General features: G+C 55.7%; 16 protein-coding genes, 1 tRNA gene and 1 pseudogene. 11 read left to right on the forward strand and 7 right to left on the reverse strand.

Annotated elements, in window-relative coordinates; all coding sequences use genetic code 11:
* Positions 1-171: 171 nt before the first annotated feature.
* Positions 172-1,824, forward strand: a complete 1,653-nt coding sequence (locus K334_RS0102710) for a carboxylesterase/lipase family protein (protein WP_025880108.1) — start codon at positions 172-174, stop codon at positions 1,822-1,824.
* Positions 1,825-1,903: 79 nt separating this feature from the next.
* On the opposite strand, the gene K334_RS0102715 is transcribed toward K334_RS0102710, so the two are convergent.
* Positions 1,904-2,986 carry a bifunctional methionine sulfoxide reductase B/A protein gene (locus K334_RS0102715; RefSeq protein ID WP_025880107.1) on the reverse strand — a complete coding sequence of 361 codons (1,083 nt, stop codon included), beginning with the start codon at positions 2,984-2,986 and terminating at the stop codon, positions 1,904-1,906.
* 427 nt (positions 2,987-3,413) lie between these two features.
* Here K334_RS0102715 and K334_RS0102725 point away from each other — a divergent pair, with 427 nt between their 5' ends.
* Positions 3,414-5,525 (forward strand): protein-disulfide reductase DsbD family protein, encoded by a 2,112-nt coding sequence (locus K334_RS0102725; RefSeq protein WP_027444472.1) that lies wholly within the window; start codon positions 3,414-3,416, stop codon positions 5,523-5,525.
* 23 nt (positions 5,526-5,548) lie between these two features.
* A complete protein-coding gene (locus tag K334_RS0102730; protein WP_027444473.1) occupies positions 5,549-6,844 on the forward strand; it encodes an L-cysteine desulfidase family protein in 1,296 nt (431 codons plus the stop codon).
* Between the two features lie 18 nt (positions 6,845-6,862).
* On the opposite strand, the gene K334_RS0102735 is transcribed toward K334_RS0102730, so the two are convergent.
* The 3 genes from K334_RS0102735 to K334_RS0102745 are packed head-to-tail and all read right to left on the reverse strand — an operon-like array spanning position 6,863 to position 11,190.
* Positions 6,863-7,669 carry a DUF3108 domain-containing protein gene (locus tag K334_RS0102735; RefSeq protein ID WP_025881638.1) on the reverse strand — a complete coding sequence of 269 codons (807 nt, stop codon included), beginning with the start codon at positions 7,667-7,669 and terminating at the stop codon, positions 6,863-6,865.
* 33 nt (positions 7,670-7,702) lie between these two features.
* Positions 7,703-9,673, reverse strand: coding sequence for an Ig-like domain-containing domain (locus K334_RS13380; RefSeq protein WP_025881637.1), 1,971 nt, complete (start codon positions 9,671-9,673; stop codon positions 7,703-7,705).
* Positions 9,670-11,190, reverse strand: a complete 1,521-nt coding sequence (locus tag K334_RS0102745; RefSeq protein WP_025881636.1) for a GH3 auxin-responsive promoter family protein — start codon at positions 11,188-11,190, stop codon at positions 9,670-9,672. The genes K334_RS13380 and K334_RS0102745 overlap by 4 nt, the downstream gene beginning before the upstream one ends.
* Positions 11,191-11,347: 157 nt before the next feature.
* Between K334_RS0102745 and K334_RS14355 the strand changes: the two are divergent.
* Positions 11,348-11,578 (forward strand): annotated as a pseudogene (locus K334_RS14355) (site-specific integrase); the annotation flags it as partial.
* A 76-nt stretch (positions 11,579-11,654) separates the two neighbouring features.
* On the opposite strand, the gene K334_RS0102750 reads toward K334_RS14355, so the two are convergent.
* Positions 11,655-12,464, reverse strand: coding sequence for a Fic family protein (locus tag K334_RS0102750; RefSeq protein ID WP_025881635.1), 810 nt, complete (start codon positions 12,462-12,464; stop codon positions 11,655-11,657).
* A 165-nt stretch (positions 12,465-12,629) separates the two neighbouring features.
* Positions 12,630-12,711, reverse strand: a tRNA-Leu gene (locus tag K334_RS0102755).
* Positions 12,712-12,891: 180 nt separating this feature from the next.
* Between K334_RS0102755 and K334_RS0102760 the strand changes: the two genes are divergently transcribed.
* The 3 genes from K334_RS0102760 to K334_RS0102775 all read left to right on the forward strand — a co-directional run bounded on the left by K334_RS0102760 (position 12,892) and on the right by K334_RS0102775 (position 19,206).
* Positions 12,892-13,986 (forward strand): mannose-1-phosphate guanylyltransferase, encoded by a 1,095-nt coding sequence (locus tag K334_RS0102760; protein WP_025881634.1) that lies wholly within the window; start codon positions 12,892-12,894, stop codon positions 13,984-13,986.
* 1,179 nt (positions 13,987-15,165) lie between these two features.
* On the forward strand, positions 15,166-17,688 hold the full coding sequence (locus K334_RS0102770) for a ribonucleoside-diphosphate reductase subunit alpha (RefSeq protein WP_027444474.1): 2,523 nt from the start codon (positions 15,166-15,168) through the stop codon (positions 17,686-17,688).
* 471 nt (positions 17,689-18,159) lie between these two features.
* Positions 18,160-19,206 (forward strand): ribonucleotide-diphosphate reductase subunit beta, encoded by a 1,047-nt coding sequence (locus K334_RS0102775; RefSeq protein ID WP_025881630.1) that lies wholly within the window; start codon positions 18,160-18,162, stop codon positions 19,204-19,206.
* Positions 19,207-19,215: 9 nt separating this feature from the next.
* Here K334_RS0102775 and K334_RS0102780 read toward each other — a convergent pair whose 3' ends face one another.
* The gene (locus K334_RS0102780; protein WP_025881629.1) at positions 19,216-19,923 is read right to left on the reverse strand and encodes an SIR2 family NAD-dependent protein deacylase; all 708 of its coding nucleotides are present in this window, start codon (positions 19,921-19,923) and stop codon (positions 19,216-19,218) included.
* 178 nt (positions 19,924-20,101) lie between these two features.
* Between K334_RS0102780 and K334_RS0102785 the strand changes: the two genes are divergently transcribed.
* The 4 genes from K334_RS0102785 (at position 20,102) to K334_RS0102800 (ending at position 23,104) form a co-directional block, all read left to right on the forward strand.
* Positions 20,102-20,686 carry a BamJ family beta-barrel-assembly machinery protein gene (locus K334_RS0102785; RefSeq protein ID WP_025881628.1) on the forward strand — a complete coding sequence of 195 codons (585 nt, stop codon included), beginning with the start codon at positions 20,102-20,104 and terminating at the stop codon, positions 20,684-20,686.
* A 29-nt stretch (positions 20,687-20,715) separates the two neighbouring features.
* Positions 20,716-21,588, forward strand: a complete 873-nt coding sequence (locus K334_RS0102790) for a BamJ family beta-barrel-assembly machinery protein (RefSeq protein ID WP_027444475.1) — start codon at positions 20,716-20,718, stop codon at positions 21,586-21,588.
* Positions 21,589-21,602: 14 nt separating this feature from the next.
* Positions 21,603-22,502, forward strand: a complete 900-nt coding sequence (locus K334_RS0102795; RefSeq protein ID WP_027444476.1) for a BamJ family beta-barrel-assembly machinery protein — start codon at positions 21,603-21,605, stop codon at positions 22,500-22,502.
* 134 nt (positions 22,503-22,636) lie between these two features.
* Positions 22,637-23,104: an Lrp/AsnC family transcriptional regulator gene (locus tag K334_RS0102800; protein ID WP_025881624.1), complete on the forward strand. Its 468-nt coding sequence runs from the start codon at positions 22,637-22,639 to the stop codon at positions 23,102-23,104.
* The last annotated feature ends 8 nt before the right edge of the window (positions 23,105-23,112 follow it).

The raw sequence follows: 23,112 nt of genomic DNA on the forward strand, positions 1-23,112 counted from the left end.
TTCGAGCAATCCGCTTGCCGAAAAACATGTTTTGAACACAGAGACAAAACTTTATACGCCTGCAAAAGCACGGATGAATGAAAACAAAAGCGAAAAGAATGCAGGCGCATCCCGTGTTCGCCTAATCACACTAACTTTGCGAAAAGGAAACCAAACATCCATCTCTATCTTATGAAAACAAAACGAATCGTTGCGGCCTTGGCCGCGTTGGCGTGCCTGCACGCCTGTGGCCATCTCACGAAAGAAGGACGAACGGCCGCGGAAAACACAAGTGAAGTCGTTGCAGACTCGACCACCATCGTCGCCAAAGTGAAGCAAGGCGAGATAGCGGGCTACCAAACGATGGGCGTCAACGTGTTCAAGGGCGTGCCCTACGCCAAGGCCGAACGCTTCATGCCCCCCACGGCACCCGACAGTTGGACGGGCGTGCGCAGTTGCAGAGCCTACGGCCCCACGTGTCCGCAGGTCGTCCGCACGGGATGGCAAAGCGACGAGGCGGCCTTCGCCTTCAACTGGGACGACGGACACGCCGGAGAAGACTGTCTGCGGCTGAACATCTGGACGCGCGGGCTGGCCGACAACAAGAAACGGGCGGTCATGGTATGGCTTCACGGCGGTGGTTTTGCCGCCGGTTCGGGACAGGAACTGCCCGCATACGACGGCACGAACCTCGCACGGAAGGGCGACGTGGTCGTCGTGACGGTCAACCATCGGCTCAATGTGTTGGGATTTCTGGACTTGTCGGCCTTCGGCGAGAAGTACGGAAAGTCGGGAAATGCCGGCATGCTCGACCTTGTGGAGGCGTTGCGGTGGATCAAGGAGAATGTGGAAAGCTTCGGCGGCGACCCCGACAACGTGACGATTTTCGGGCAGTCGGGCGGCGGCGGCAAAGTGTCGACGCTGCTGGCGACACCGGCCGCCAAGGGATTGTTCCACAAGGCCATCATCGAAAGCGGCTCACAACTCAAGTGCATGGAGCAGCAATACACCCGCAGAATCGGAGCGAACGTGGCGAAAAGACTGGGACTCAACGCCTCCAACATCGACCGCATTGCCGAAATGCCCTACGAAAAGCTGCTCGCCGCAGGAGAAGAGGCCATCAAAGAGGAGAAGGCCGAGGCCTTGAAAGCAGGCTGGAACGGCTTCATCTTCGGCTGGGGGCCTGTCGTCGACGGCGACTTCCTGCCGCAACATCCTTTCTCCCCCGCCGCTCCGGCACAGAGCAAGGACATTCCGCTCATCATAGGAACGACGCTGAACGAGTTCTGTGCCAGCGCTTATGTGCCGGCATTGCGCAACTTGTCGGAAGAGGCTGTCATGCAGCAGGTGAAGCAACGCTACGGAAACTTCGCCGACGACTACCTGAAGGCATTTGCAGAGGCCTATCCCGACCATAAGCCCAACGACCTGTTGGACGTCGACCTCACGTTCCGGCCGATGGCGATGGAGCAGGCCCGGCTGAAGGAAGCGCAGCATGGAGCACCCGTCTACATGTATCTCTTCACGTGGCAGTCGCCCGCCATGAACGGAATCTGGCGTTCCATCCATTGCATGGAGATTCCGTTCGTCTTCGACAACACCGCTTTGCAGGGCGGCATGACCGGCAACGGCCCGCAGGCACGGGCCTTGGCCCAAACCATGAGCCAGGCCTGGATCAACTTTGCCAAGACCGGAAAGCCCACGGCCGGCGGCCTTCCCGCTTGGGAAGCCTACACCGCCGCCAATGGCGCGACCCTCCTGTTTGACAACACCTGCAAAATGCGCTACAACCACGACGCCAAACTCGTCAAGATTGCGCGCCAATGTCCGCAGAAGCCCTTGTGAATCATGGGCGGCGGTTCCACGCACACACCCTGTTTCGCATCGAAGGCCGCATGAGAGCCACACGGTTCCGTTGCGAACGCTACCTCTTCATCTTGGCCCTGCGGGCATATTCGAAGAGGCGCGGAGGCAGATGGCAGTAGCCCGAGGGGTTCTTGTCGAGATAGTCCTGATGGTATTCCTCGGCCGCATAGAAGTTCTTGAGCGGCTCCACCTCCACGACGATCGGCTCCGCATGCTTCCGCTGCTGCGCCTCCATGACGCGGCGAATCGCCGGCAGGTCGGCTTTGTCGGTGTAATAGACGCCCGTTCGGTACTGCGTTCCTTGGTCGTGGCCTTGCCGGTTGAGCGCGGTGGGGTCGATGGCCATGAAGTAGAGGTCGAGCAGAAAGTCGAGACTGACGACAGACGGGTCGTAGCTGACGCGCACAGTCTCGGCAAACCGGGTCCGGCCGGTGCACACTTCCTCGTAGGTGGGGCTCTGCGTCACGCCGTTGGCATAGCCCACTTCGGTGGACGCGACGCCTTCCACCTGCTTGAAGTAGTGCTCCGTGCCCCAGAAGCACCCTCCGGCCAAATAGATTTCCTTCATAGTAGTATGTTGTTGGGTCAATAATTCCAGGTAGGCTCCGTAGCCCTCGGCCTCCATCCGCTCCCGGGGGACGAAGCGGAGGGCCGCGCTGTTGATGCAGTAGCGCAGTCCGCCACGCGCCGTCAGGCCGTCGGGGAAGACATGTCCCAGGTGGGCGCCCCCCACGCGGCTGCGCACTTCAGTGCGCACCATGCCGTGGGAGTGGTCGGCGCGGGCCTCGACGAGTCGGCCGTCGATGGGCTTGGAGAAGGCCGGCCAGCCGCAGCCCGAGTCGTATTTGTCGGTGGAGGCGAAGAGCGGCTGCCCCGTGGTGACGTCAACGTAAATGCCCGGCCTGAACTCATGGTCGTAGGCATTGCTGAAAGGGCGTTCGGTGGCGGCATGCTGCGTCACCTCATACTGTTCGGGCGTGAGCATTTGGCGCAGACGAGCCTCATCGGGCTTCGTGTAGCGGTTGGTGTCTTTGATTTCCATTGTCGAGGAATTGTCCCGGCCCATGCCCGTCTGTCCGTTCGACCGACAGGCCTGCAACAGCAGAATCATGAGCCAGAATGTTGTGTAAACGTACTTCATAGGGGTTGTCGTGTCGGTCAAAGGTACGCAATAATCTTTGTTTCCGCACGCCGTTTGACATTTTTTGGGCCGGCGATAATACATCTTAACGGATGGTGGACAGGCTTTGGAAAGGTAAAAAAGTAAAAAGGTAAAAGGGTAAAAGGACTTGGGAAAGGTAAAAAAGTAAAAAGACAAAAGGGTAAAAGGGCAAAAAAACGCGATGATTATGCAGCGATTATCAATTTTAATCCTACCTTTGCCATCACATCCCCTATTTGGGGGCGGGGAGACAGCTCGACCTTGGCGTCATCCCCATCCATCGGCTGCGGGCCGCGGATCGATGGTTAAAGATTACAAAAAAGCACAGGGGCCGCTTACCCGAACACGGCCCGACAACGTAATAGTAATAAACGCATCATCATTTACAATCGAGAATACAATCAGTATGAAGAAAGCAATGACCCTAGCCTTGATGTTCGTCACCGTCATCCTGGCTCACGCGCAAATGGGCAACCAGCGGTTGAATCCCGTCACGTTCACTTCACAGCTCAAAACCGATGGCAGCGCCAACGCCGAAATCGTCTTCTCGGGCAAGATCCAGGCCGGTTGGCACATCTATTCCACCAATATTCCCGACGGTGGGCCCACCTCGGCCACGTTCAACGTGGGCAAGCTCGAGGGCGTCGAACTGGTCGGCAAGCTGACACCGCGCGGCAAGGAAATCTCGACACACGACCCGCTCTTCGACATGCAGCTGCGCTACTTTGAAGGCAGCGTGCAGTTTGTGCAGAAAATCAAGTTCACGAAACCCGATTACAAGATAGAAGGCTACCTGGAATACGGTGCCTGCAACGACCAGAACTGCATGCCGCCGACGGCCGTCGACTTCAACAAGAGCGGCAAGTCGCCCGCCGTCGCCGAAGGCAAAGCGGGCAAGGGCGCAAAGGCCGCCACGGAGGCTGCGGCAACGGCCGACAACGCCACGGCGACAACAGCCGAGACGGCAGCCGCTGCCGAACAGGAGGGCGAAGCCCTGGCCGCGCAGCGTGCCGACAGCCTTGCCCAAGCCGACTCGGCGGCCGCTTCCGTGCTCTCCGACGCGGACAAGGACGCCCTTTGGCAGCCCGTCGTCAAGCAGTTGCAGCAACTGGGCGGCAGCAACGACCTGTCCAGCCACGGCCTTTTCTACATTTTCTTCATGGGACTCGTCGGCGGTCTGCTGGCCCTCGTCATGCCCTGCATCTGGCCCATCATCCCCATGACGGTGAGTTTCTTCCTCAAACGCGCCAAAGACGACAAGAGAAAGGGAATCAGAGACGCCGTCACCTACGGTATCAGCATTATCGTCATCTACCTCGGACTGGGCCTTCTGGTGACTGCCATCTTCGGTCCGAGCACGCTCAACGCCCTCTCCACCAACGCCGTCTTCAACGTTTTCATCTTCCTTTTGCTCGTGATTTTCGCGGTAAGCTTCTTCGGTTGGTTTGAAATCAAGCTGCCCGACAGCTGGGCCAACGCCGTAGATTCCAAGGCCGGCAATGCGACGGGGCTGCTGTCCATCTTCCTGATGGCCTTCACCCTGGTGCTGGTGAGCTTCTCCTGCACGGCCCCCATCATCGGCTTGCTGCTCGTCGAGACCGTCACCTCGGGCAACTGGGTGGGTCCGGCGGTCGGAATGTTCGGCTTCGCCTTGGCGTTGGCCGTGCCCTTCACGCTCTTCGCCATGTTCCCCACGCTGATGAAGAAGAGTCCCAAGAGCGGTTCGTGGATGAATCAGATCAAGGTTGTCCTCGGCTTCGTCGAACTGGCATTCTCCCTGAAGTTCCTGAGCGTGGCCGACCTGGCCTACGGCTGGCACCTGATGGACCGCGAAGTGTTCCTCAGCCTGTGGATCGTCATCTTCCTGGCATTGGGCTGCTACCTCATCGGATGGCTCAAGTTCCGGACCGACGAGATTGGCGGCGACCTGCGGAAGCCCATGCCCGTGCCGGCCATCATGCTGGGATTGTGCTCCCTGGCCTTCACCGTCTACATGATACCGGGCCTCTGGGGCGCGCCCTGCAAGGCCGTCAGCGCCTTCGCCCCGCCCATCAACACCCAGGACTTCAACCTCAACACCAAGACCGTGGAGGCCAAATACACCAACTACGAGGCCGGCATGGCCGCCGCCAAGACACTGGGCAAACCGGTGCTGATAGACTTCACGGGCTTCGGTTGCGTCAACTGCCGCAAGATGGAGGCCGCCGTCTGGACCGACCCGCAGGTGGCCGACAAGCTGACGAAGGACTACGTGCTCATCTCGCTCTTCGTGGATGACAAGACACCGCTGCCTGAGCAGATCAAGGTCATGGACAACGGACAGCAGCGAACACTGCGCACCGTGGGCGACAAATGGAGCTACTTGCAGAGCCATAAGTTCGGTGCCAACGCGCAACCGTTCTACGTTGCCGTCGACAACGCGGGCAACCCACTGACGGCAAGCCATTCCTATAAGGAGGATGTGGCCGACTATCTCGACTTCCTCAACAAGGGATTGGACGCCTACAAGGCCAACTGACCATCCACAACACACCACATGCCATGATTGATTCAACGACGAAAGAAAGCATTCTCGCCCTCATCAAGAGGGAGGTCGTGCCCGCCGTAGGCTGCACAGAGCCTATGGCGGTGGCCCTCTGCACCGCCAGAGCACGCGAAAACCTGGGCTGCCGCCCCGAGAAAATCACCGTTTTGCTGAGCGCCAATATACTCAAGAACGCCATGGGCGTGGGCATTCCAGGCACGGGAATGATCGGGCTGCCCATCGCCGTCGCCCTGGGCGCGCTCATCGGCAAGTCGGAATACCAGCTGGAGGTCATCAAAGACCTCACGCCCGAAGCCTTGGAGGAGGGCAAAAGCTATATCGCCGACAACCGCATCGATATCAAACTGAAGGAGAATATCACAGAAAAGCTCTATGTGGAAGTGACCTGCGAGGCGGCCGAAGCACGCTCGACGGCCGTCATCGCCTGTGGACACACGAGCTTCGTGTATGAGGAACGCGACGGGAAAGTGCTGCTCGACAAGCGCAAAAGCACAGGCGGCACAGAGCGTGAGGCCGAGACCAAGCTCGACATGAAGACCGTATGGGACTTCGCGCTCACCACACCGGTGAACGACCTGCGCTTCATCCTGCAAACGAAAGAATACAACCTGAAAGCTGCCGAAGAAAGCATGAAGGGCAACTACGGCCACTGCTTGGGCAAAACGATGGAACGCCCCCTCAGCCACGGAATATTCGGCAACAGCATATTCTCGCACATCATCGCCAAGACGGCGTCGGCCTGCGACGCCCGCATGGGCGGCGCCATGATTCCGGTGATGAGCAACAGCGGCTCCGGAAACCAGGGAATATGCGCCACAAACCCCGTGGCGGTGTATGCGACGGAGAACGAAAACACGGAGGAAGAACTCGTCCGGGCGCTCACACTCAGCCATCTGACGGCCATCTACATCAAGCAGAGTCTCGGCAAACTGTCCGCGCTCTGCGGTTGTGTGGTGGCCAGTATCGGCAGCAGCTGCGGTATCACCTATCTGATGGGCGGCGACTACACGCGTGTCTGCCATGCCGTGAAGAACATGATAGCCAACCTCACCGGCATGATTTGCGACGGTGCCAAGCCCAGCTGTGCCCTGAAGATTTCATCGGGCGTCAGCACGGCTCTCCTCTCCGCCCTTCTTTCCATGGAAGGAAAGCACGTGACGGCGGCCGAGGGTATCATCGACGAAGACGTAGACCGCTCCATTCAAAACCTGACGAGTATCGGCAAGGAGGCCATGTGCTCCACCGACGACATGGTTTTGAACATCATGACGAATAAACAGTGCAGGGATTGACGCGTAGGGAGCAGCCTTCTATTCCCTACTCGTCACCGGATTGCGCAATCCTTTCATGCCAACAAGAAACGCTTTGGCAGAACCGAATTTCAGAAACATGTCCAAACGGACGGGCACATGGTTGTCGTCGTCCGTCACGTAGAAGTCGACAATGCGCTTATAGTTGCCGTCATCCAGTTCCATATAGGACAGATGCAGCGTGCGATACTTGACGCCGTTGTCGGCTTTGATTGTCTTCTTGCCGTTGTAGACCAGCCTTGCGGGCGTACGCCCGTTGCCGTCGGCAATCGGGAAGTTGACCACGTTGCCCCGCTTCCACCCTTCGGGGTTGAAGGAGCGGGCCCGCAGGAAGATACTCATCATGTCGTAGATGCAATCATTGTACGTGTGCTTCTCCCAGGAGTGCGTTCCATCGCGGTGCTGGCGGTGCTGGCGCACGTGGCAGTTGCCGTTGGGATAGCTGTAGAAGATTTCGTCCACGGTGTAGCGGCTGCCTTCGAGGGCCCCCTTGCGGTAGTAGAGCGGGGCCAGGTCCAGTGAATTGTAGCACAGCAGCGTGTCGCGCAGCACAAACAGTTCGTCCACCCTGCTGTTGCCGCGGGTCGTCAGGCTGGTCCGGAAAGCCGGTTTGCCGCCATACTGGCTCTGGACGGTGGAGATGGAAGCCGTTCCCGCCTTCACCCACACGAACTTCCAGTTGTAATATAGGTTGTAGGAAAGAAATTCACCGGAGTTGAACGCTGTGTTGCGGAACGTGCACTGGGCTGCCGCCGGCAACGCGGCCAGCAGCAACAAGGCCAATATAAGTCTACGCGTTTGTTTCATTTTCATCTTTTTTTCATGCCGTCATCCTGACGTCTACATATTCTTCTTGACATATTCTATACCCATCTGGGCGGCCCGACGGGCGTTTCGGTTAGCGATTCGCTGCCGTCGGTCGGTCTTCTGCTTCACCAGTTTGCCCGGTTTCTGCTCATACAGCCTTTTGGCCGTAGGGTTCCACGTCTCGGTGATGTCCCATTTGGCCTTGACATTGAACTTGTCGGGATGGTAATAGACCTCTTCGGGCTGGCGGTCTTCGTCGAAGTCGCCCGTGTCCCAACGTCCGTTGCGGTTCTCGTCCACAATCAGACGCATGTAATACTCGCCTTCCCGCAGATAGAAGAACTCCGCCTGGCCGTCGTCCGTCGGCGTCGTCTTCACCACTTTGCCCGAGCCGTCAAGCAGCTGCACCAGCAAATGCTTGCCCGGCAGGCCCGCAACGGTCATCAGAAGCGTGCCGTACTTGTCGTTGCCGTTCACCTTGAAGCCCGTCTTGTAGGGTTTGGAAACGGCACCATACATGTCGGTGAAGGCCAGGCTGTCGAGCTCCAGACTGTATTCTATGTCGGGGCGCCACTCCGCCCGCATCACCAACGCGCGGGCATATTGCAGCGAGTCGGCCCGTGTCAGGCTGTCGCCTTGCAGCAATGGGCGCACGAGTTCGTAATGGGCGCGGTACCACAGCGAGTCGTGCTTGGCGTAGAGGTGTATCAAAGCCGTATCGACGCGCGCCAAAGGCACGTCGGAACGGAACGACAAGTTGCGGTCGGGATCCAACTGCGACGGCACATCCATCGTCAACGCCAGTGGCTTGGGCGGCATGACGCTGTCGTAAGGCTCCCCGCGCTTCTTCTTTTTCTCCTCTCCTTTCTGCCATTTCTCAAATTCCTTTTGGGCCGCTTTCAGCCTTCGGGCGTAGGGTTGCTTTGACAGGAGTTCGAGCGTGTCGACCTGTTCCACGAGCCGGCCCATGCTGTCGGTCATGAGATAGGACATCTGTAGCCGCAACGTGTCCTGATTCACCAGTGCCGTGTCGCGCAGCCAGTAGGTCAGCGTGTCCTTCCGGGCCGACGATTCCATGACGAAGGCGTCGCGCTCGTCGAAGTTAAGCCCCTTGATGACGGGCAGCCGGTCGTTGCCATAGCTGAAAAAGATACTGAAATGATTGGCTTCGGGGCGCTCGCTCTTCACCAGGAAGCGGTCGGTCACAATGGCGTTGAAGGCCCGGAGCGTGATGTCGTCGGGCAGAAAGCGGGTGTAGGGCACCCTGTCGATCGAATGGATGTGCAGCGAGTCGGTCCAGAGCGTGTCCTGACGGATGTCGGGTTTGGAACTGGGCACGACGACATCGTGGTTGAAAGCCACCATTTCGCTCTTCTGGCTGAACATGTAATTGCCGTCGGCGTCCTGCAAGGCATAGCAGCGGTAAGACCCCGGGGCCACTCCCTTGATGACAAAACGGCCTCGGCTGTCGGTACGGCTCACGCGCAGCATGGGCAACTTGTGGAAAGCGCTGTCGGCCAGGTTGGCATACAGTCCGACGAGAATACCCTTCACGGGTTCCAGGTCTTCGGCATTGACCACGTAGCCGGACACTTCCATCGTGTCGATATGGTCGCCGGTGGAGAAGCTGTAGGTGTAGTTGCCCAGCGGGTTGCCCTCGTTGTTGTCGGAAATGGCGTCGCTGAAGTCGATGGTATAAGTGGTGTTGGCCTTCAGCGAGTCCAGCAGTTTCACCTCGATGAACCTGCCCGTCGCCTTGATTTCGGGCATTTCGAGTTGCGGCGGCGACACGATGACGTTCTCCGTGGCATTCTCTATCTTGATGAACTCGTCGAAAGCAATCTTCACTTTCTTCACCGTCACGTTCATGGCGCGGTCGGCCGGCGTGGCGCCCACCACCCTCGGCGGCGTCTCGTCATACCAACCGCCGTCGGGGTTGCCCATGCGGGCACAGCCCATGAGCGTCAGCAGGGCGAGCAAAACGATGTAGTGGAATTTCTTCATATACGTTCCTGTTCGTTGAGTTGCAAGAGTTCTTCCATATTCTTGCGGCTGTTGCTCAGCCGGGGCACCTTGTGCTGGCCTCCCAGCTTGCCGTTCAGCTTCAGCCAGTCGTTGAAGAGACCTTCACGGGCCTTGACGATCTCCAGCGGTTGGAGCGTGATGTCGTGGAAACGCTTGGCCTCGTAGTCACTGTTGACCTCCTGGAGCTTCCTGTCCAGCAGTTCGCCGAAGCGCTGAAGGTCGGCGGGGGCCTTCGAGAACTCGATGAGCCACTGGTGCCTGCACTTGCCATGGCTGTCCATGAACACGGGCGCGGCCGTGTATTCGCTCACCTCGGCGCCGGTCTCCCGGCAGGCGTAGGCCAGCCCTTGCTCGGCATTCTCCATGATGAGTTCCTCTCCGAAGGCATTGATGAAGTACTTGGTGCGGCCCGTGATGATGAATTTATAGGGGTCTTTGCTCGTGAAACGCACGGTGTCGCCGATGAGATAGCGCCACAAGCCGCACGACGTGGTGATGACCAGGGCATAGTTGCGGCCCACTTCGACGCCCTCCAGCGGAACGACCGTCGGCTTCTCGCGCTCGAACTCGTCCATCGGGATGAATTCATAGAACACGTCGTAGTCGGTCATGAGCAGCATGGACGCGTCGGAGGGGTCGTCCTGAATGCCGAAGAAGCCTTCGCTGGCGTTGTAGGTCTCCATGTAACGCATCGACGGGCGCGTGATGATTTTCTCATACTGTGGTCGGTAGGGCGTGAAGGCTATGCCGCCGTGGAAGAACACTTCCAGATTGGGCCACACTTCTTCGATGTGCTGCTTGCCCGAAAGATCCAACACCCGCACCAGCACGCTCAACATCCATGACGGCACGCCGCTGACGTTGGTCACGTTCTTGTTCAGGCACTCCTCGGCGATGCGGTCGCGCTTCACCTCGAAGTCGCTCAGCAGGGCCGTCCGCTTCGTGGGGACGCGCACCAGATTGACCAACGGGTTGACATTCTCTATCAGAATGGCGCTCAAGTCGCCGACCAGTGAGTTGGATATATTATAATTGGGAGAATGGCTTCCGCCCAAAATGAGTCCCTTGCCGTCGAAGAGTCGGCTGTCGGGATGGTTGCGCAGATAGGCTGCCACCACGTCGAAGCCGCCTGCATAATGGATGTGGTGCAGCCCTTCGTGCGACACTGGGATGAACTTGCTCTTGTCGTTGGTGGTGCCGGACGACTTGGCAAACCACCTCACGGTGCCCGGCCACAGCACGTCGGCTTCGCCATGGCGCATGCGGTCGATGTCTTGCTTCAGCTCTTCGTAGGTGTTGACAGGCACGTTTCGCGCAAAATCCTCATACGACAACGTGTTGCCCAGCAGGTGATTGCGGCCGTATTCCGAGGCACCGCCCCGCTCCATGAGCCGGCGCAGCACATCGCGCTGCATGTCGACAGCCTCTCCTTGATAGCGTTCCAAGGCCTTCTGGCGTGGCAAAAACAGTTTTCCTACTATTTTAGTTAAGCTCATGCTTACCTTAATCTTTAGTCGTTTGAGATGCAAAAGTAGCCCAAACTTTTGTAAACGGGAAATTATTTACCCATTTTTAATACCAGACATGAGGACAGAAAGGCCTCAACACATTTTCAGACAGGCTGTTTGCAAGACATAAAGACAATGGAACACATTCGTCAGTTGCTTGCTTTTTAGAAGTGTTGGTGAAGGAGCAAAGAGTATCTATCAGCGTTTCAAGAAAGTTGTACGCTATACAGTCGGCCATGAAGTGATGTTGAAAGATTCCCCTTGCAAAAGAGTTGTGTGCAAGGTAGATGACCAGGTGTTACGTAAAGATGTACTTTCTATGGACGAAATCCAATCACTGATTCAATGTCATTATGAGAATGAGAATCCGAATGTTAGTAATGTAAAGTCGGGAGTTTATTTAAATTTACTGATTTTCAGTATTTACAACAAAGAAAGAGGCACCCATACCTCTAAAACATAAAACTGAATCCTTTCTTTTGCGAATCTTTAAACCTTTCAATCTCCAAAGAAAGCGATTTCTTCAACTGTCCTGCCATAAACAACAAGAACGGTTGATTGGTTTCTTCGTCCCGACATTGGCGCAGGGAAAGAATATATTCCTCTCTATCCTCTTTGAATATCTTGGCGGGAAAAAGATGATGGCAAAATTGGATGTAATTCATTAGCAATCGAGCCGTTCTACCGTTGCCATCCACCCACGGATGTATGGTTGCTAAATTAAGGTGGGCATTAAAACTCAATTCATACTGTTCCCAAAATGTTCCCACGTTCTTTTGCTTCGCTTGCAGTAGGACGCAAAGTTCATCTACCCTGGCAGGAACTTTCAGATAGCTCATATAAGAATGTCCGCCAACACCTGCCGTAACCCCACACAAACGGAAATCCCCTTTTGAAGAATCGAAAGAGCCACCCATCACACTGTGTGTACTGCCTGTAGTATGCATCAACATTGCATTCAATCTTTTCAAAAAAGCAGGAGTTATCGGTACAAGACGGTCAGATTCAGCTTTAGCAAATTCGTACGCTTGCTTTAAATCTTCATTCATCAGATGATGTACAAGCGGTTTTCCTTTCGCTGTCACTCCCTCGTCAAAGAGAAGCTGTGTATCAAGCTCGGTCAATGTGGAGCCTTCTATGGCTGTGGAATGGGTAATGAGAGAATAAAGGTAGTACTTGTCATAGTCCACCGATTCACTGATACCAAGTTGCTGAAACTTCTGGTATAACTGTTCTATCTCTTGCCAAACACAATGCTCCATTGTTTTTTTATTTAATAGGCTTTATTTCTTTTCAAAGGTAGTATATTTACCATGTTTGGCCAAAGGAAATAATGACTTCCTGCTACTTTTTTGCACGTGTGGGGAAAAATCAAACAAAAGAAAAAGCTAAGTATTGATTAGTCAATCACTTAGCTTTCGTCCTCGTACCCAGACCCGGGATCGAACCGGGATGGATTGCTCCACTGGTGTTTGAGACCAGCGCGTCTACCGATTCCGCCATCTGGGCCGCATGGCGTCTTGAAGAAGACGGGTGCAAAGGTAAAGGAAAATTCTGAAACGGCAAACTTTATTTTGTTTTTTTTCCTCAATTCATGAAAACGTCCTATAAATAATACTAATCGCTTTGACGTGTCGGGATAATTGCATATTTTCGTGGCAGATATCAACGAAACCTAAGAACCTATTTATGGAATTGGCCCTTGAAAACAACTTCTGTATCATCTTGGCAGGCGGCAAGGGACGCAGGCTGTGGCCATGCAGCAGGGAGACGCGCCCCAAACAATTCATCGACTTTTTCGGCACCGGGCGGACGCAGTTGCAGCAGACTTTCGACCGGTTTTGCAAGATACTTCCCAAAGAAAACATCTTCATCAATACGAACGCGGCCTACGAAGGGCTGGTCAGGGAGCAGCTGCCGGAGGTGGCGGCCGACCACATCATGGCCGAACCTATCTACCGCAACACGGCGCCGAGCGTGGCCTGGGCCGCACACCGGATAGCGAAGACAAAACCGAAAGCCAACATCATCGTCAGCCCTTCCGACCAGGCGGTGTTCAACGAGGAATCGTTCAGGCAGAACATCATGGACGGACTGGCGTTCGTCACGCGCAACAACATGCTGCTCACACTGGGCGTGAAGCCCACCCGCCCTGAACCGGGCTACGGCTACATACAAATGGGCGACAACATCGACCGAGACGACGTCTACAAGGTAAGGTCGTTCACCGAGAAACCCGACCGGGAGTTTGCCAAAATCTTCATGGAGAGCGACGAATTTCTGTGGAACACGGGGCTTTTCCTGAGCAACATCCACTGCATGGGCATGTGCATGTACAAGTTTCTGCCTGTCGTTTTGCGCACGCTCGACCAAGACAACCCCAACGCCAGCTTTGAGGAAGAGAACGCATTCGTGCAGGAACACTTCCCCTCCTACCCCAACATCTCGCTCGACCACGGCCTGTTGGAAAAGACCGACAAGGCATGTGTCATGAAATGCGACTTCGGGTGGGCCGACCTGGGCACGTGGCACAGCATATTCGAGGCCATGCAGCGCAGCGACGAAGACAACGTGGTCATCAACTCCGACGTCATCATGGACGACGCACGCAACAACATCGTCAAACTGCCCGAAGGACGGCTGGCCGTCATCAACGGACTGGACGGCTACATCATCGCCGAGGAAGACAACGTGCTGCTCATCTGCAAGAAGGAGGACTCCTCGTCGCTCGTCAGGAAATACGTCAACGAAGTGCAACTGAAAAAGGGCGACAAATACATATAGGCCTTTTCACCATCAAAATCACACATTCAACGCTTGCGGAGGGGTGACCTTTGCAAGCTAAAAAGGTCGCTGCTGTGCTTCCAGAGTCCATCGACGCGCCACCCAAAATCAAGATTTGTTGTCACAGGGGTGGCAAAGAGGGTTGATGGCAACGCCCTTCTCGTCACCGTTGGAGACCTCCACGTCCCCACGGCCGACTTTGTGGTAAAGTTTTCCTGGATGAAGAAAAACAGAAAAGACCTTACGCACACATTGAAGGGATGGAAACAGCAAATAGGACAGAACGATTGCATGGAAAAGCGAAAGGCAAATCACTCCGAAAGAACGATGAAAACAACTTGGCCATAGGAAGATGGCCATGGACTGCTGCGGATGCAACTGCGTCATGGAGTACTGCGGATGCAAACGTGTCATGGAGTATTGTGCCAACTACCGCGCAGCGGTCGGTCTTTTTGTAGGACAGGGTTGTGAACGCAGCGAGCTACCCTGCCTAAGCTTTGGAAGTGAGGGAGCTAGGCCGAAGGTCTTGGTCTGTTTCCCTTTGAACCATGGCTCTTTGCGGGGGAAAGCTCGTTTAAAATCAAGACGCATGCCAATCATATCGCCCTTGTCGCTCGTACCTCTACATGCTTCAAAAGCTAATGGCAATCAGGACAATCACCCGCCAAGCACGGCAACAATCACCACAAACGTAAAAAAGACCAAGGTCTTCGGCCTAGTTCCTCTCCGCCACGTGCCATGACCATTATACAATGGTCGCTTTGGGATGAAGACTTGCGTTTCAAATCCCAAAGAACTGACCGATTTGGGATGAAGACCTGCGTTTCAAATCCCAAAGAACTGACCGATTTGGGATGAAGACTTGTGCTTCACATCTCAACGAACTGACCGATTTGGGATGAAGACTTGCGTTTCAAATCCCAAACGACTGACCGCTTTGGAATTAAAGATTTGTATTTTAAATCCTAAATGACCACTTTGCGTTTAACATAAAAAGCACAAAATGGATGAAAATTACCTGTTTTGGATAACTTTCTACAGCTTATTTTTATTAACTTTGCCAATCCCTTTCGAGTTGTTTTCATGTAAACGACTGATTGTTTGAGTGTTATATGAAAACTGACGCAAGGTGAGAGATAGAGAAGTGTCATAAAATGGAAAACTTATAGCTGACATACGATGAAGATAATAAAACGCAATGGCGCGGCGGAAGCTTACGACAACAGGAAGATTGCCGTAGCCATCGGCAAGAGTTTCGGCAGCACGGGCAAGGCAGTTTCCGACAAGGAGATGGCCGAAATGGTGGCCGAGGTGGAGCAGTTCGTCACCGACAATCCGGCCCTGCGCACGGTGGAGGACATCCAGAACCAAGTGGAGAAACGCCTCATGGCCCACGGCTACTACGAGGAGGCCAAGAACTACATCCTCTTTCGCTTCCAGCGGAACGAGCAACGCAAGGCCGTCAACGAGATGGCAGCCGCCGTCGGCGACAGCGGACTGGGCGAAGTGTTGCACGAAGTGGCCCGCGAATACCGAGAACGGGCCTACAGCATGGTCGCGCTGCATGAGAAGTTCGCGAGTTTCTGCAAGTCGGACATGACCGCCAAGGAGGCTTTCGACGCGCTCATCAAGGCGGCCGTGGAACTGACGACGCCCGAGGCGCCGGCCTGGGAGATGATTTCCGCGCGCGTACTTTCTTATTATGCGGCACGCAAGGTGGGCGCGCTGGAGGAAGAATTGGGCATTGCCGGCTTCTACGACAAACTGAAATACATGACGACGGAGGGTCTCTACGGCGACTATATCCTGGCCAACTACACGGAAGATGAAATCAACGAGGCTGCGACGCTGATGCGCCCCGAGCGCGACAAGCTGCTGAACTATTCCGGTCTCGACTTGCTCCTGAAGCGATATGTCATCAAGACCTACGCGGGCAAGGCCTTGGAACGCGTGCAGGAGATGTTTCTCGGTATCGCGCTCCACCTGGCCATGCCCGAGAAAAAGGACTGCCGGCTGATGTGGGTGGGGCGCATCTACGACCTGTTGAGCCGCCTGGAGGTGACCATGGCGACGCCGACGCTCTCCAACGCCCGCAAGCCCAACCACCAACTGTCGAGTTGCTTCATCGACACCGTGCCCGACAGCCTGGACGGTATCTACCGCAGTCTGGACAACTTCTCGCAGGTGAGCAAATTCGGGGGTGGCATGGGCATGTATTTCGGCAAGGTGCGGGCCACGGGTGGCAGCATTCGTGGCTTCAAAGGGGTGGCCGGCGGTGTCGTCAGATGGATGAGGCTGGTGAACGACACGGCCGTGGCCGTAGACCAGTTGGGCATGCGCCAGGGTGCCGTGGCCGTCTATCTGGACGTGTGGCACAAGGACTTGCCCGAGTTTCTGCAGCTCCGCACGAACAACGGCGACGACCGCATGAAGGCGCACGACATCTTTCCGGCCGTGTGCTACCCCGACCTCTTCTGGCGAATGGCCGCGGAAGACCTCAACCAGAACTGGTATCTCTTCTGTCCGAATGAGATCATGCGCCTGAAAGGCTATTGCCTGGAGGATTGCTACGGCGAGGAGTGGGAGCGGAAATACCTCGACTGCGTGCGCGACCGACGCCTTTCGCGCCGTGTCATCAGCGTGAAGGACATCGTGAGGCTGGTGCTTCGCTCGGCCGTCGAGACGGGAACGCCGTTTACCTTCAACCGCGACACGGTGAACCGGGCCAACCCCAACGGGCACAAAGGCATGATCTATTGCTCCAATCTCTGCACGGAAATCGCCCAAAACATGGCTCCCATCGAGAGTGTTTCCAAGACCGTGGAGACGAAGGACGGCGATACGGTGGTGGTGACGACCACCCGTCCGGGCGAGTTCGTGGTCTGCAACCTGGCCAGTCTGTCGCTCGGCCGACTGCCGTTGGAGGACGAGGAGCAGATGAAGGAGAAGGTGGCCACGGTGGTCCGTGCGCTGGACAACGTCATCACGCTCAACTTCTACCCCGTCCCCTACGCCCGCATCACCAACCAACGCTACCGTTCCATCGGCCTCGGGGTCAGCGGCTACCACCATGCCCTGGCCAAACGTCACATCAAATGGGAAAGCGAGGAACACCTGGCGTTTGTGGACAAGGTGTTTGAAACCATCAACCGGGCCGCCATCCTGGCCAGTTCGGAGCTGGCGAATGAGAAGGGCAGCTACCCGTTCTTCGACGGCAGCGACTGGCAGACGGGTGCCTACTTCGACAAGCGCGGCTATACGGGCGCGGCGTGGCAGGCCGTGCGCGACGTGGTTGCCCGTCAGGGCATGCGCAACGCCTATCTCCTGGCCGTGGCGCCGACGAGCAGCACAAGCATCATCGCCGGCACGACGGCGGGTCTGGACCCCATCATGAAGCGCTTCTTCCTCGAAGAGAAGAAGGGCAGCATGTTGCCGCGGGTGGCTCCGGAACTGTCGGACGCCACATATTGGATGTACAAGGGCGCCTATCTGATCGACCAGAAATGGAGCGTGCGGGCGTCGGGCGTGCGCCAACGCCACATCGACCAGGCGCAGAGCATGAACCTCTATATCACCAACGACTTTACGATGAGGCAGGTGCTCGACCTCTATCTCCTGGCTTGGAGGTGCGGCGTGAAGACCATCTACTACGTGCGAAGCAAGTCGTTGGAGGTGGAGGAGTGCGAGAGTTGCTCGTCGTGACAAGGGAGTCGCTTGAGAGGGGAGTGGAAGGAAGCTGTTCGGGAGAGGGGTGAAACTCCAAATCGGTCTTTGAAAAGAGTTATGGTGAACCGTGCAAACGGCCGCCATGTAGTAGTGCACAGTACGGGCGGTAGCATGTGCAATGCCATGACCATGTACCAATGAATCGATTTGGGATAAAAAGACCAAGGCCTTCGGCCTAGATGTCTCTGTCACGTGTCAGGCAGGGTAGCTCGCTGTGCTCGCAACGCTGCCCTTCAAAAGGACCAACCGCTATGCGGTAGCTGGGGCGTATGGAGTTCCGTCTTGACTCCCCAGTGAGCGGAGCGAGTGACAACTCCCTTTGACTCCTTAACTCCTAACAAGCAACTCTCAAACAAGAGAGACTAACATCTTGACTCCCCGGTGAGCAGAGCGAGTGATAACTCCCTTTGGCTCCTTAACTCCTAACAATAACAAATAAACAAAACAATGGAAAATCAACTGAAAAGGAATACGCTTTTCAATCCGTCGGGCGACATAGACCTGCGCTTGAGAAGGATGATTGGTGGCAACACGACCAACCTGAACGACTTCAACAACATGAAGTATGCCTGGGTGAGCGACTGGTATCGGCAGGCAATGAACAACTTCTGGATTCCCGAAGAAATCAACTTATCGCAGGATTTTAAGGACTATCCGCGACTGGACAGGGCCGAACGCACGGCCTACGACAAGATATTGAGCTTCCTGGTCTTCCTCGACTCACTGCAAAGCAACAACCTGCCCGCCGTGAGCGAGTATATCACGGCCAACGAGGTGAACCTCTGCCTGCACATCCAGGCTTTCCAGGAGTGTGTGCACAGCCAAAGCTACAGCTATATGCTCGACACCATCTGCAGTCCCGAGGAGCGGAACGACATCCTCTATCAGTGGAAGACCGACGAACACCTGCTCCGCCGCAACCAGTTCATCGGCGACTGCTACAACGAGTTCCACGAACGGCGCGATAAGTTCAGCCTGATGAAGACGCTCATCGCCAACTTCATCCTCGAAGGCGTCTACTTCTACAGTGGCTTCATGTTCTTCTACAACCTCAGCCGCAACGGCAAGATGTCGGGTTCGGCGCAGGAAATACGCTACATCAACCGTGACGAAAACACCCATCTGTGGCTCTTCCGCAGCATCATCCTGGAGCTGAAGAAGGAGGAACCCGAGATGTTCACGCCCGAAAAGGTGAAGGTCTACGAGGAGATGATGCGCGAGGGCGTGCGCCAGGAGATAGCCTGGGGACAATATGTCATAGGCGACGACGTGCAGGGACTCAACCGGCAGATGGTGTCCGACTACATCCACTACCTGGGCAACCTGCGTTGGTCGGGTCTCGGCTTCGGTTTCCTGTATGAAGACAACCGCAAGGAACCGGAAAACATGAAGTGGGTGAGCCAGTATTCCAACGCGAACATGGTGAAGACCGACTTCTTCGAGGCCAAGAGCACGGCCTACGCCAAGAGCACGGCGTTGATAGACGACCTGTAGGAAGGGCCGTCAGTCCGCCTGTCGATGGAGGATTTCGGTCAGTTCGCGCATACCTTGGCTGGCCCCCTGCCGTATGAAGTGGATGTTCCGGCTGCCGTTGGTCGCCACGGGTTCGGGGTCTATCAGATAGACGGGGACGTCCGGGCGCGTATATCGCAAGAGTCCGGCGGCCGGATAGACGTTGAGCGAGGTGCCGATGATGACGAAGATGTCGGCATTCTGCACCGCTTGCGCGGCTGGTTCAATCATGGGTACGCTCTCGCCGAAGAACACGATGTAGGGGCGGAGCAGCGAACCGTCGGCCGCCAGGGTGCCCGGTGCCACCTGGCAATCGGCTTCGGGTAGGTCGACGACGTACTTGGGGTCGTAGGGGTCGCGGCTGGAGCAGACCTTGGAAAGCTCTCCGTGCAGATGGATGACGTGCTTCGAGCCGGCCCGCTCGTGCAGGTTGTCCACATTCTGCGTGACGACCGTCACGTCGAAGCGGTCCTGCAGGGCGGCCACGAGCCGATGGCCTTCGTTGGGCAAGGCCCGATAGAGCTTTTGGCGCAGCGTGTTGTAGAAGTTGTTGACGAGCGTCGGGTCGGCTTCCCAGCCTTCGTGTGAAGCCACTTGCTCGACGGGGAAGTTCTCCCAGAGGCCGTCCGCGCCCCGGAAAGTCTTGAAACCACTCTCCACGGACATGCCGGCTCCGGTGAGGAAAACAAGCTTTTGCATAATCGGAAGTATTAACGTAGACAAAAATAAGATTTTTCCGTGACACTCCAAGAGCAGCTATGCCTAAAATAGATTAATTTATTTTGCGCAATACAAGATTTCGACTATCTTTGCACCGTTTTAAAACATGATTTTTTTAGATAACCGATTTTAAATCAAAAACAAAGCAATAATTCTTATGGATAAACTCAGTTACGCTTTAGGCCTTGGCATTGGCCGACAGCTGTCGCAGATGGGTGCCGCGGAAATCGTGGCGGAAGACTTCGCGCAGGCCATCAAGGATGTGCTCGCGGGCGCGGAACTCAAGGTGTCTGACGGCGAAGCGCAAACCATCGTCAATAAATTCTTCGAGGAAAAGCAGAACGCGCAGGCGAAATCGGCCAAGGCCGAGGGCGAGAACTTCCTGGCCGAGAATGCCAAGAAGGACGGTGTCGTCGTGTTGCCCAGCGGCTTGCAGTACCAGGTCTTGAAGGAAGGGACGGGCAAGCAGCCCAAGGCCACCGACCAGGTGGAGTGCCACTATGAGGGAACGCTCATCAACGGGCAGGTCTTCGACAGCTCCTACCAGCGCGGACAGACCGCAACGTTCGGCCTGAACCAGGTCATCGCCGGTTGGACGGAAGGCGTTCAGCTGATGAAGGAGGGCGCCAAGTATCGCTTCTTCATCCCCTACAACCTGGCTTACGGCGAGCGTGGTGCAGGCCAGAGCATTCCTCCCTACGCGGCACTCGTGTTCGACGTGGAACTCGTCGCCGTGAAATGACGCATACATTATTATATATATACAGACAAATGAAAAAACTTGCAATCGTAGCCGTCATGGCTATCGCTGCCGGAGCGTTCACTTCGTGCGGCAATTCCACCCCCAAGGCTGACCTCAAGAACGACGTAGACTCGATGAGTTATGCCATGGGCTATTCACAGACTCAAGGTCTGAAGGAATATCTCGTAGGTCGTATGCAGATTGACACGACCTATATGGACGAGTTCATCAAGGGATTGAATGTTGGCGCTTCGGCCGGTGACGACAAGAAAAAGGCCGCCTACTACGCCGGAATCCAGATCGGCCAGCAGATTTCCAACCAAATGATCAAGGGAATCAACACGGAAGTGTTCGGAGGAGACTCCACCAAGAGCATTTCCCTGAAGAACTTCCTCGCCGGTTTCGCCGCGGGAACCACGGGAAAAGGCTCTGTCAAGATGACGATGGAGGAAGCCATGAAGATCGCGCAGACCAAGATGACGCAGATCAAGGCCAAGAGCATGGAGGAACAGTACGGTGGCAACAAGACTGCCGGCGAGAAGTTCCTGAAGGAAAATGCCAAGAAGGCGGGCGTGAAGACGATGAAGTCGGGCTTGCAGTACAAGGTTGTCAAGGTGGGCAACGGCTCCATGCCGAAAGACACCTCGACCGTTGTGGTGAACTATGAAGGCAAAACCATCGACGGAAAGGTCTTTGACAGTTCCTACAAGAACAAGCAGCCGGCCACCATGCGTGTAAACCAGGTGATTCCGGGCTTCACCGAAGCCCTGATGCACATGCCTGCCGGCTCTGTCTGGGAAGTTTACATCCCGCAGAATCTGGCTTACGGCGAGCGTGAAGCAGGTCCGATCAAGCCTTATTCCACGCTGATTTTCAAGATAGAGTTGCTTGAGGTGAAGTAACAACCCGAGCTGACATGAAGAAAATAGCACTATTCCTTGCGTTGTTCCTGGCTTGCGGACAGCTTGTCCTGCTGGCCAAGGACGACAAGAAGGCGAAGCCGGCGAAGAAGGAGCAGTCCTTGAAGCTCGTGACCAAGGCCGACACGTTGAGCTATGCGGCTGGAATGACGATGACCAACGGCCTCCGTCCGTTCCTGGAACAGCAGCTCAAAGTCGACACCAACTACATGGCGGCGTTCAACAGAGGCTTTGCCGAGGCCCGTGTCAAGCTGGGCGACAAGGAGTTCGACGCCTACTTGGCCGGCTTGCGCATCGCGCAGATGATCGTTCCGCAGGTGGAAAAGATGTCGAAAGACCTGCATGAGGCTTCCGTCGACTTGAATACACACATCTTCGACGAAGCTTTCCTGACCGCCGCGGCGGGCAATCCCACGCTGTTGCAGAAGGACTCGGCCGACAAAATGTTCCGTTCGGCCATCGAAGCGGCCGCCGAAGCCGCCTCCGCCGCCTACAAGAAGCGCAACGAACAATGGCTGAAGGACAATGCCGCGAAGGCCGGTGTGAAGACGACTGCCAGCGGATTGCAGTACAAGGTGGTGACGACCGGCAACGGTCCGACGCCGAAAGCGACCGACCGGGTGACCGTGAAGTATGCCGGAAAGACCATCGACGGCGTCGAATTCGACAGCAGTTACAAGCGCAATCCGCAGACGACGACCTTCGGTTGCGGTGAGGTGATCAAGGGATGGACCGAAGCCTTGACGATGATGCCAGTCGGAAGCAAGTGGGAAATCTACATTCCACAGGGCCTGGCTTACGGCGATCGTCCGGCCGGACAGATCAAACCATACTCCACCTTGATATTTACGGTGGAGCTGGTGGCCATCGAGATGCCCGCAGAAAAAAGCAAATAAACATCACTTCGATAATTGACAAAATGCGTGGAAAACGAAAGTTTTTCGCGCATTTTGTTGTTTATATCATTTATAATCTCTATTTTTGCTTCGTTGGTTTCATCTTCCGCATAAATCATCAATCATTTTTATACATGGACAAGATCGACAGTCTGGACAAGAAAATCCTAAGCATACTCTCAAAGAACGCACGTATCCCCTTCAAGGACGTGGCTGCGGAATGCGGCGTGTCGCGCGCGGCCATCCACCAACGGGTGCAACATCTCGTGGAAGGGGGCATCGTCACGGGCAGCGGATTCCACATCAATCCCAAGAGTCTGGGCTATTCCACCTGCACTTACGTAGGGTTGAACCTGGAGCGGGGCAGCATGTATAAGGATGTGGTGGAGCGTCTGGACCAGATTCCCGAAGTGGTGGAATGTCATTTCACGACCGGCCCCTACACCATGCTCGTGAAACTCTACGCCAAGGACAATGAGCAGCTGATGAATCTGCTCAACGGCCAGTTGCAGGAAATCCCCGGCGTGGTGAGCACCGAGACCCTCATTTCGCTGGAACAAAGTATCAAACGCGAGGTTCCGGTGTTGATTGCAGAAAAATAAAGCTTTAT

The sequence above is a fragment of the Segatella baroniae DSM 16972 = JCM 13447 genome (genome assembly GCF_000426585.1).
Lineage (GTDB): Bacteria > Bacteroidota > Bacteroidia > Bacteroidales > Bacteroidaceae > Prevotella > Prevotella baroniae.

Excerpts from the sequence above, each read along its gene's own strand:
- K334_RS0102710 (WP_025880108.1), top strand. The coding sequence starts at position 172 with ATGAAAACAAAACGAATCGTTGCGGCCTTGGCCGCGTTGGCGTGCCTG.
- K334_RS0102715 (WP_025880107.1), bottom strand. The coding sequence starts at position 2,986 with ATGAAGTACGTTTACACAACATTCTGGCTCATGATTCTGCTGTTGCAG.
- K334_RS0102725 (WP_027444472.1), top strand. The coding sequence starts at position 3,414 with ATGAAGAAAGCAATGACCCTAGCCTTGATGTTCGTCACCGTCATCCTG.
- K334_RS0102730 (WP_027444473.1), top strand. The coding sequence starts at position 5,549 with ATGATTGATTCAACGACGAAAGAAAGCATTCTCGCCCTCATCAAGAGG.
- K334_RS0102735 (WP_025881638.1), bottom strand. The coding sequence starts at position 7,669 with ATGAAACAAACGCGTAGACTTATATTGGCCTTGTTGCTGCTGGCCGCG.
- K334_RS13380 (WP_025881637.1), bottom strand. The coding sequence starts at position 9,673 with ATGAAGAAATTCCACTACATCGTTTTGCTCGCCCTGCTGACGCTCATG.
- K334_RS0102745 (WP_025881636.1), bottom strand. The coding sequence starts at position 11,190 with ATGAGCTTAACTAAAATAGTAGGAAAACTGTTTTTGCCACGCCAGAAG.
- K334_RS0102750 (WP_025881635.1), bottom strand. The coding sequence starts at position 12,464 with ATGGAGCATTGTGTTTGGCAAGAGATAGAACAGTTATACCAGAAGTTT.
- K334_RS0102760 (WP_025881634.1), top strand. The coding sequence starts at position 12,892 with ATGGAATTGGCCCTTGAAAACAACTTCTGTATCATCTTGGCAGGCGGC.
- K334_RS0102770 (WP_027444474.1), top strand. The coding sequence starts at position 15,166 with ATGAAGATAATAAAACGCAATGGCGCGGCGGAAGCTTACGACAACAGG.
- K334_RS0102775 (WP_025881630.1), top strand. The coding sequence starts at position 18,160 with ATGGAAAATCAACTGAAAAGGAATACGCTTTTCAATCCGTCGGGCGAC.
- K334_RS0102780 (WP_025881629.1), bottom strand. The coding sequence starts at position 19,923 with ATGCAAAAGCTTGTTTTCCTCACCGGAGCCGGCATGTCCGTGGAGAGT.
- K334_RS0102785 (WP_025881628.1), top strand. The coding sequence starts at position 20,102 with ATGGATAAACTCAGTTACGCTTTAGGCCTTGGCATTGGCCGACAGCTG.
- K334_RS0102790 (WP_027444475.1), top strand. The coding sequence starts at position 20,716 with ATGAAAAAACTTGCAATCGTAGCCGTCATGGCTATCGCTGCCGGAGCG.
- K334_RS0102795 (WP_027444476.1), top strand. The coding sequence starts at position 21,603 with ATGAAGAAAATAGCACTATTCCTTGCGTTGTTCCTGGCTTGCGGACAG.
- K334_RS0102800 (WP_025881624.1), top strand. The coding sequence starts at position 22,637 with ATGGACAAGATCGACAGTCTGGACAAGAAAATCCTAAGCATACTCTCA.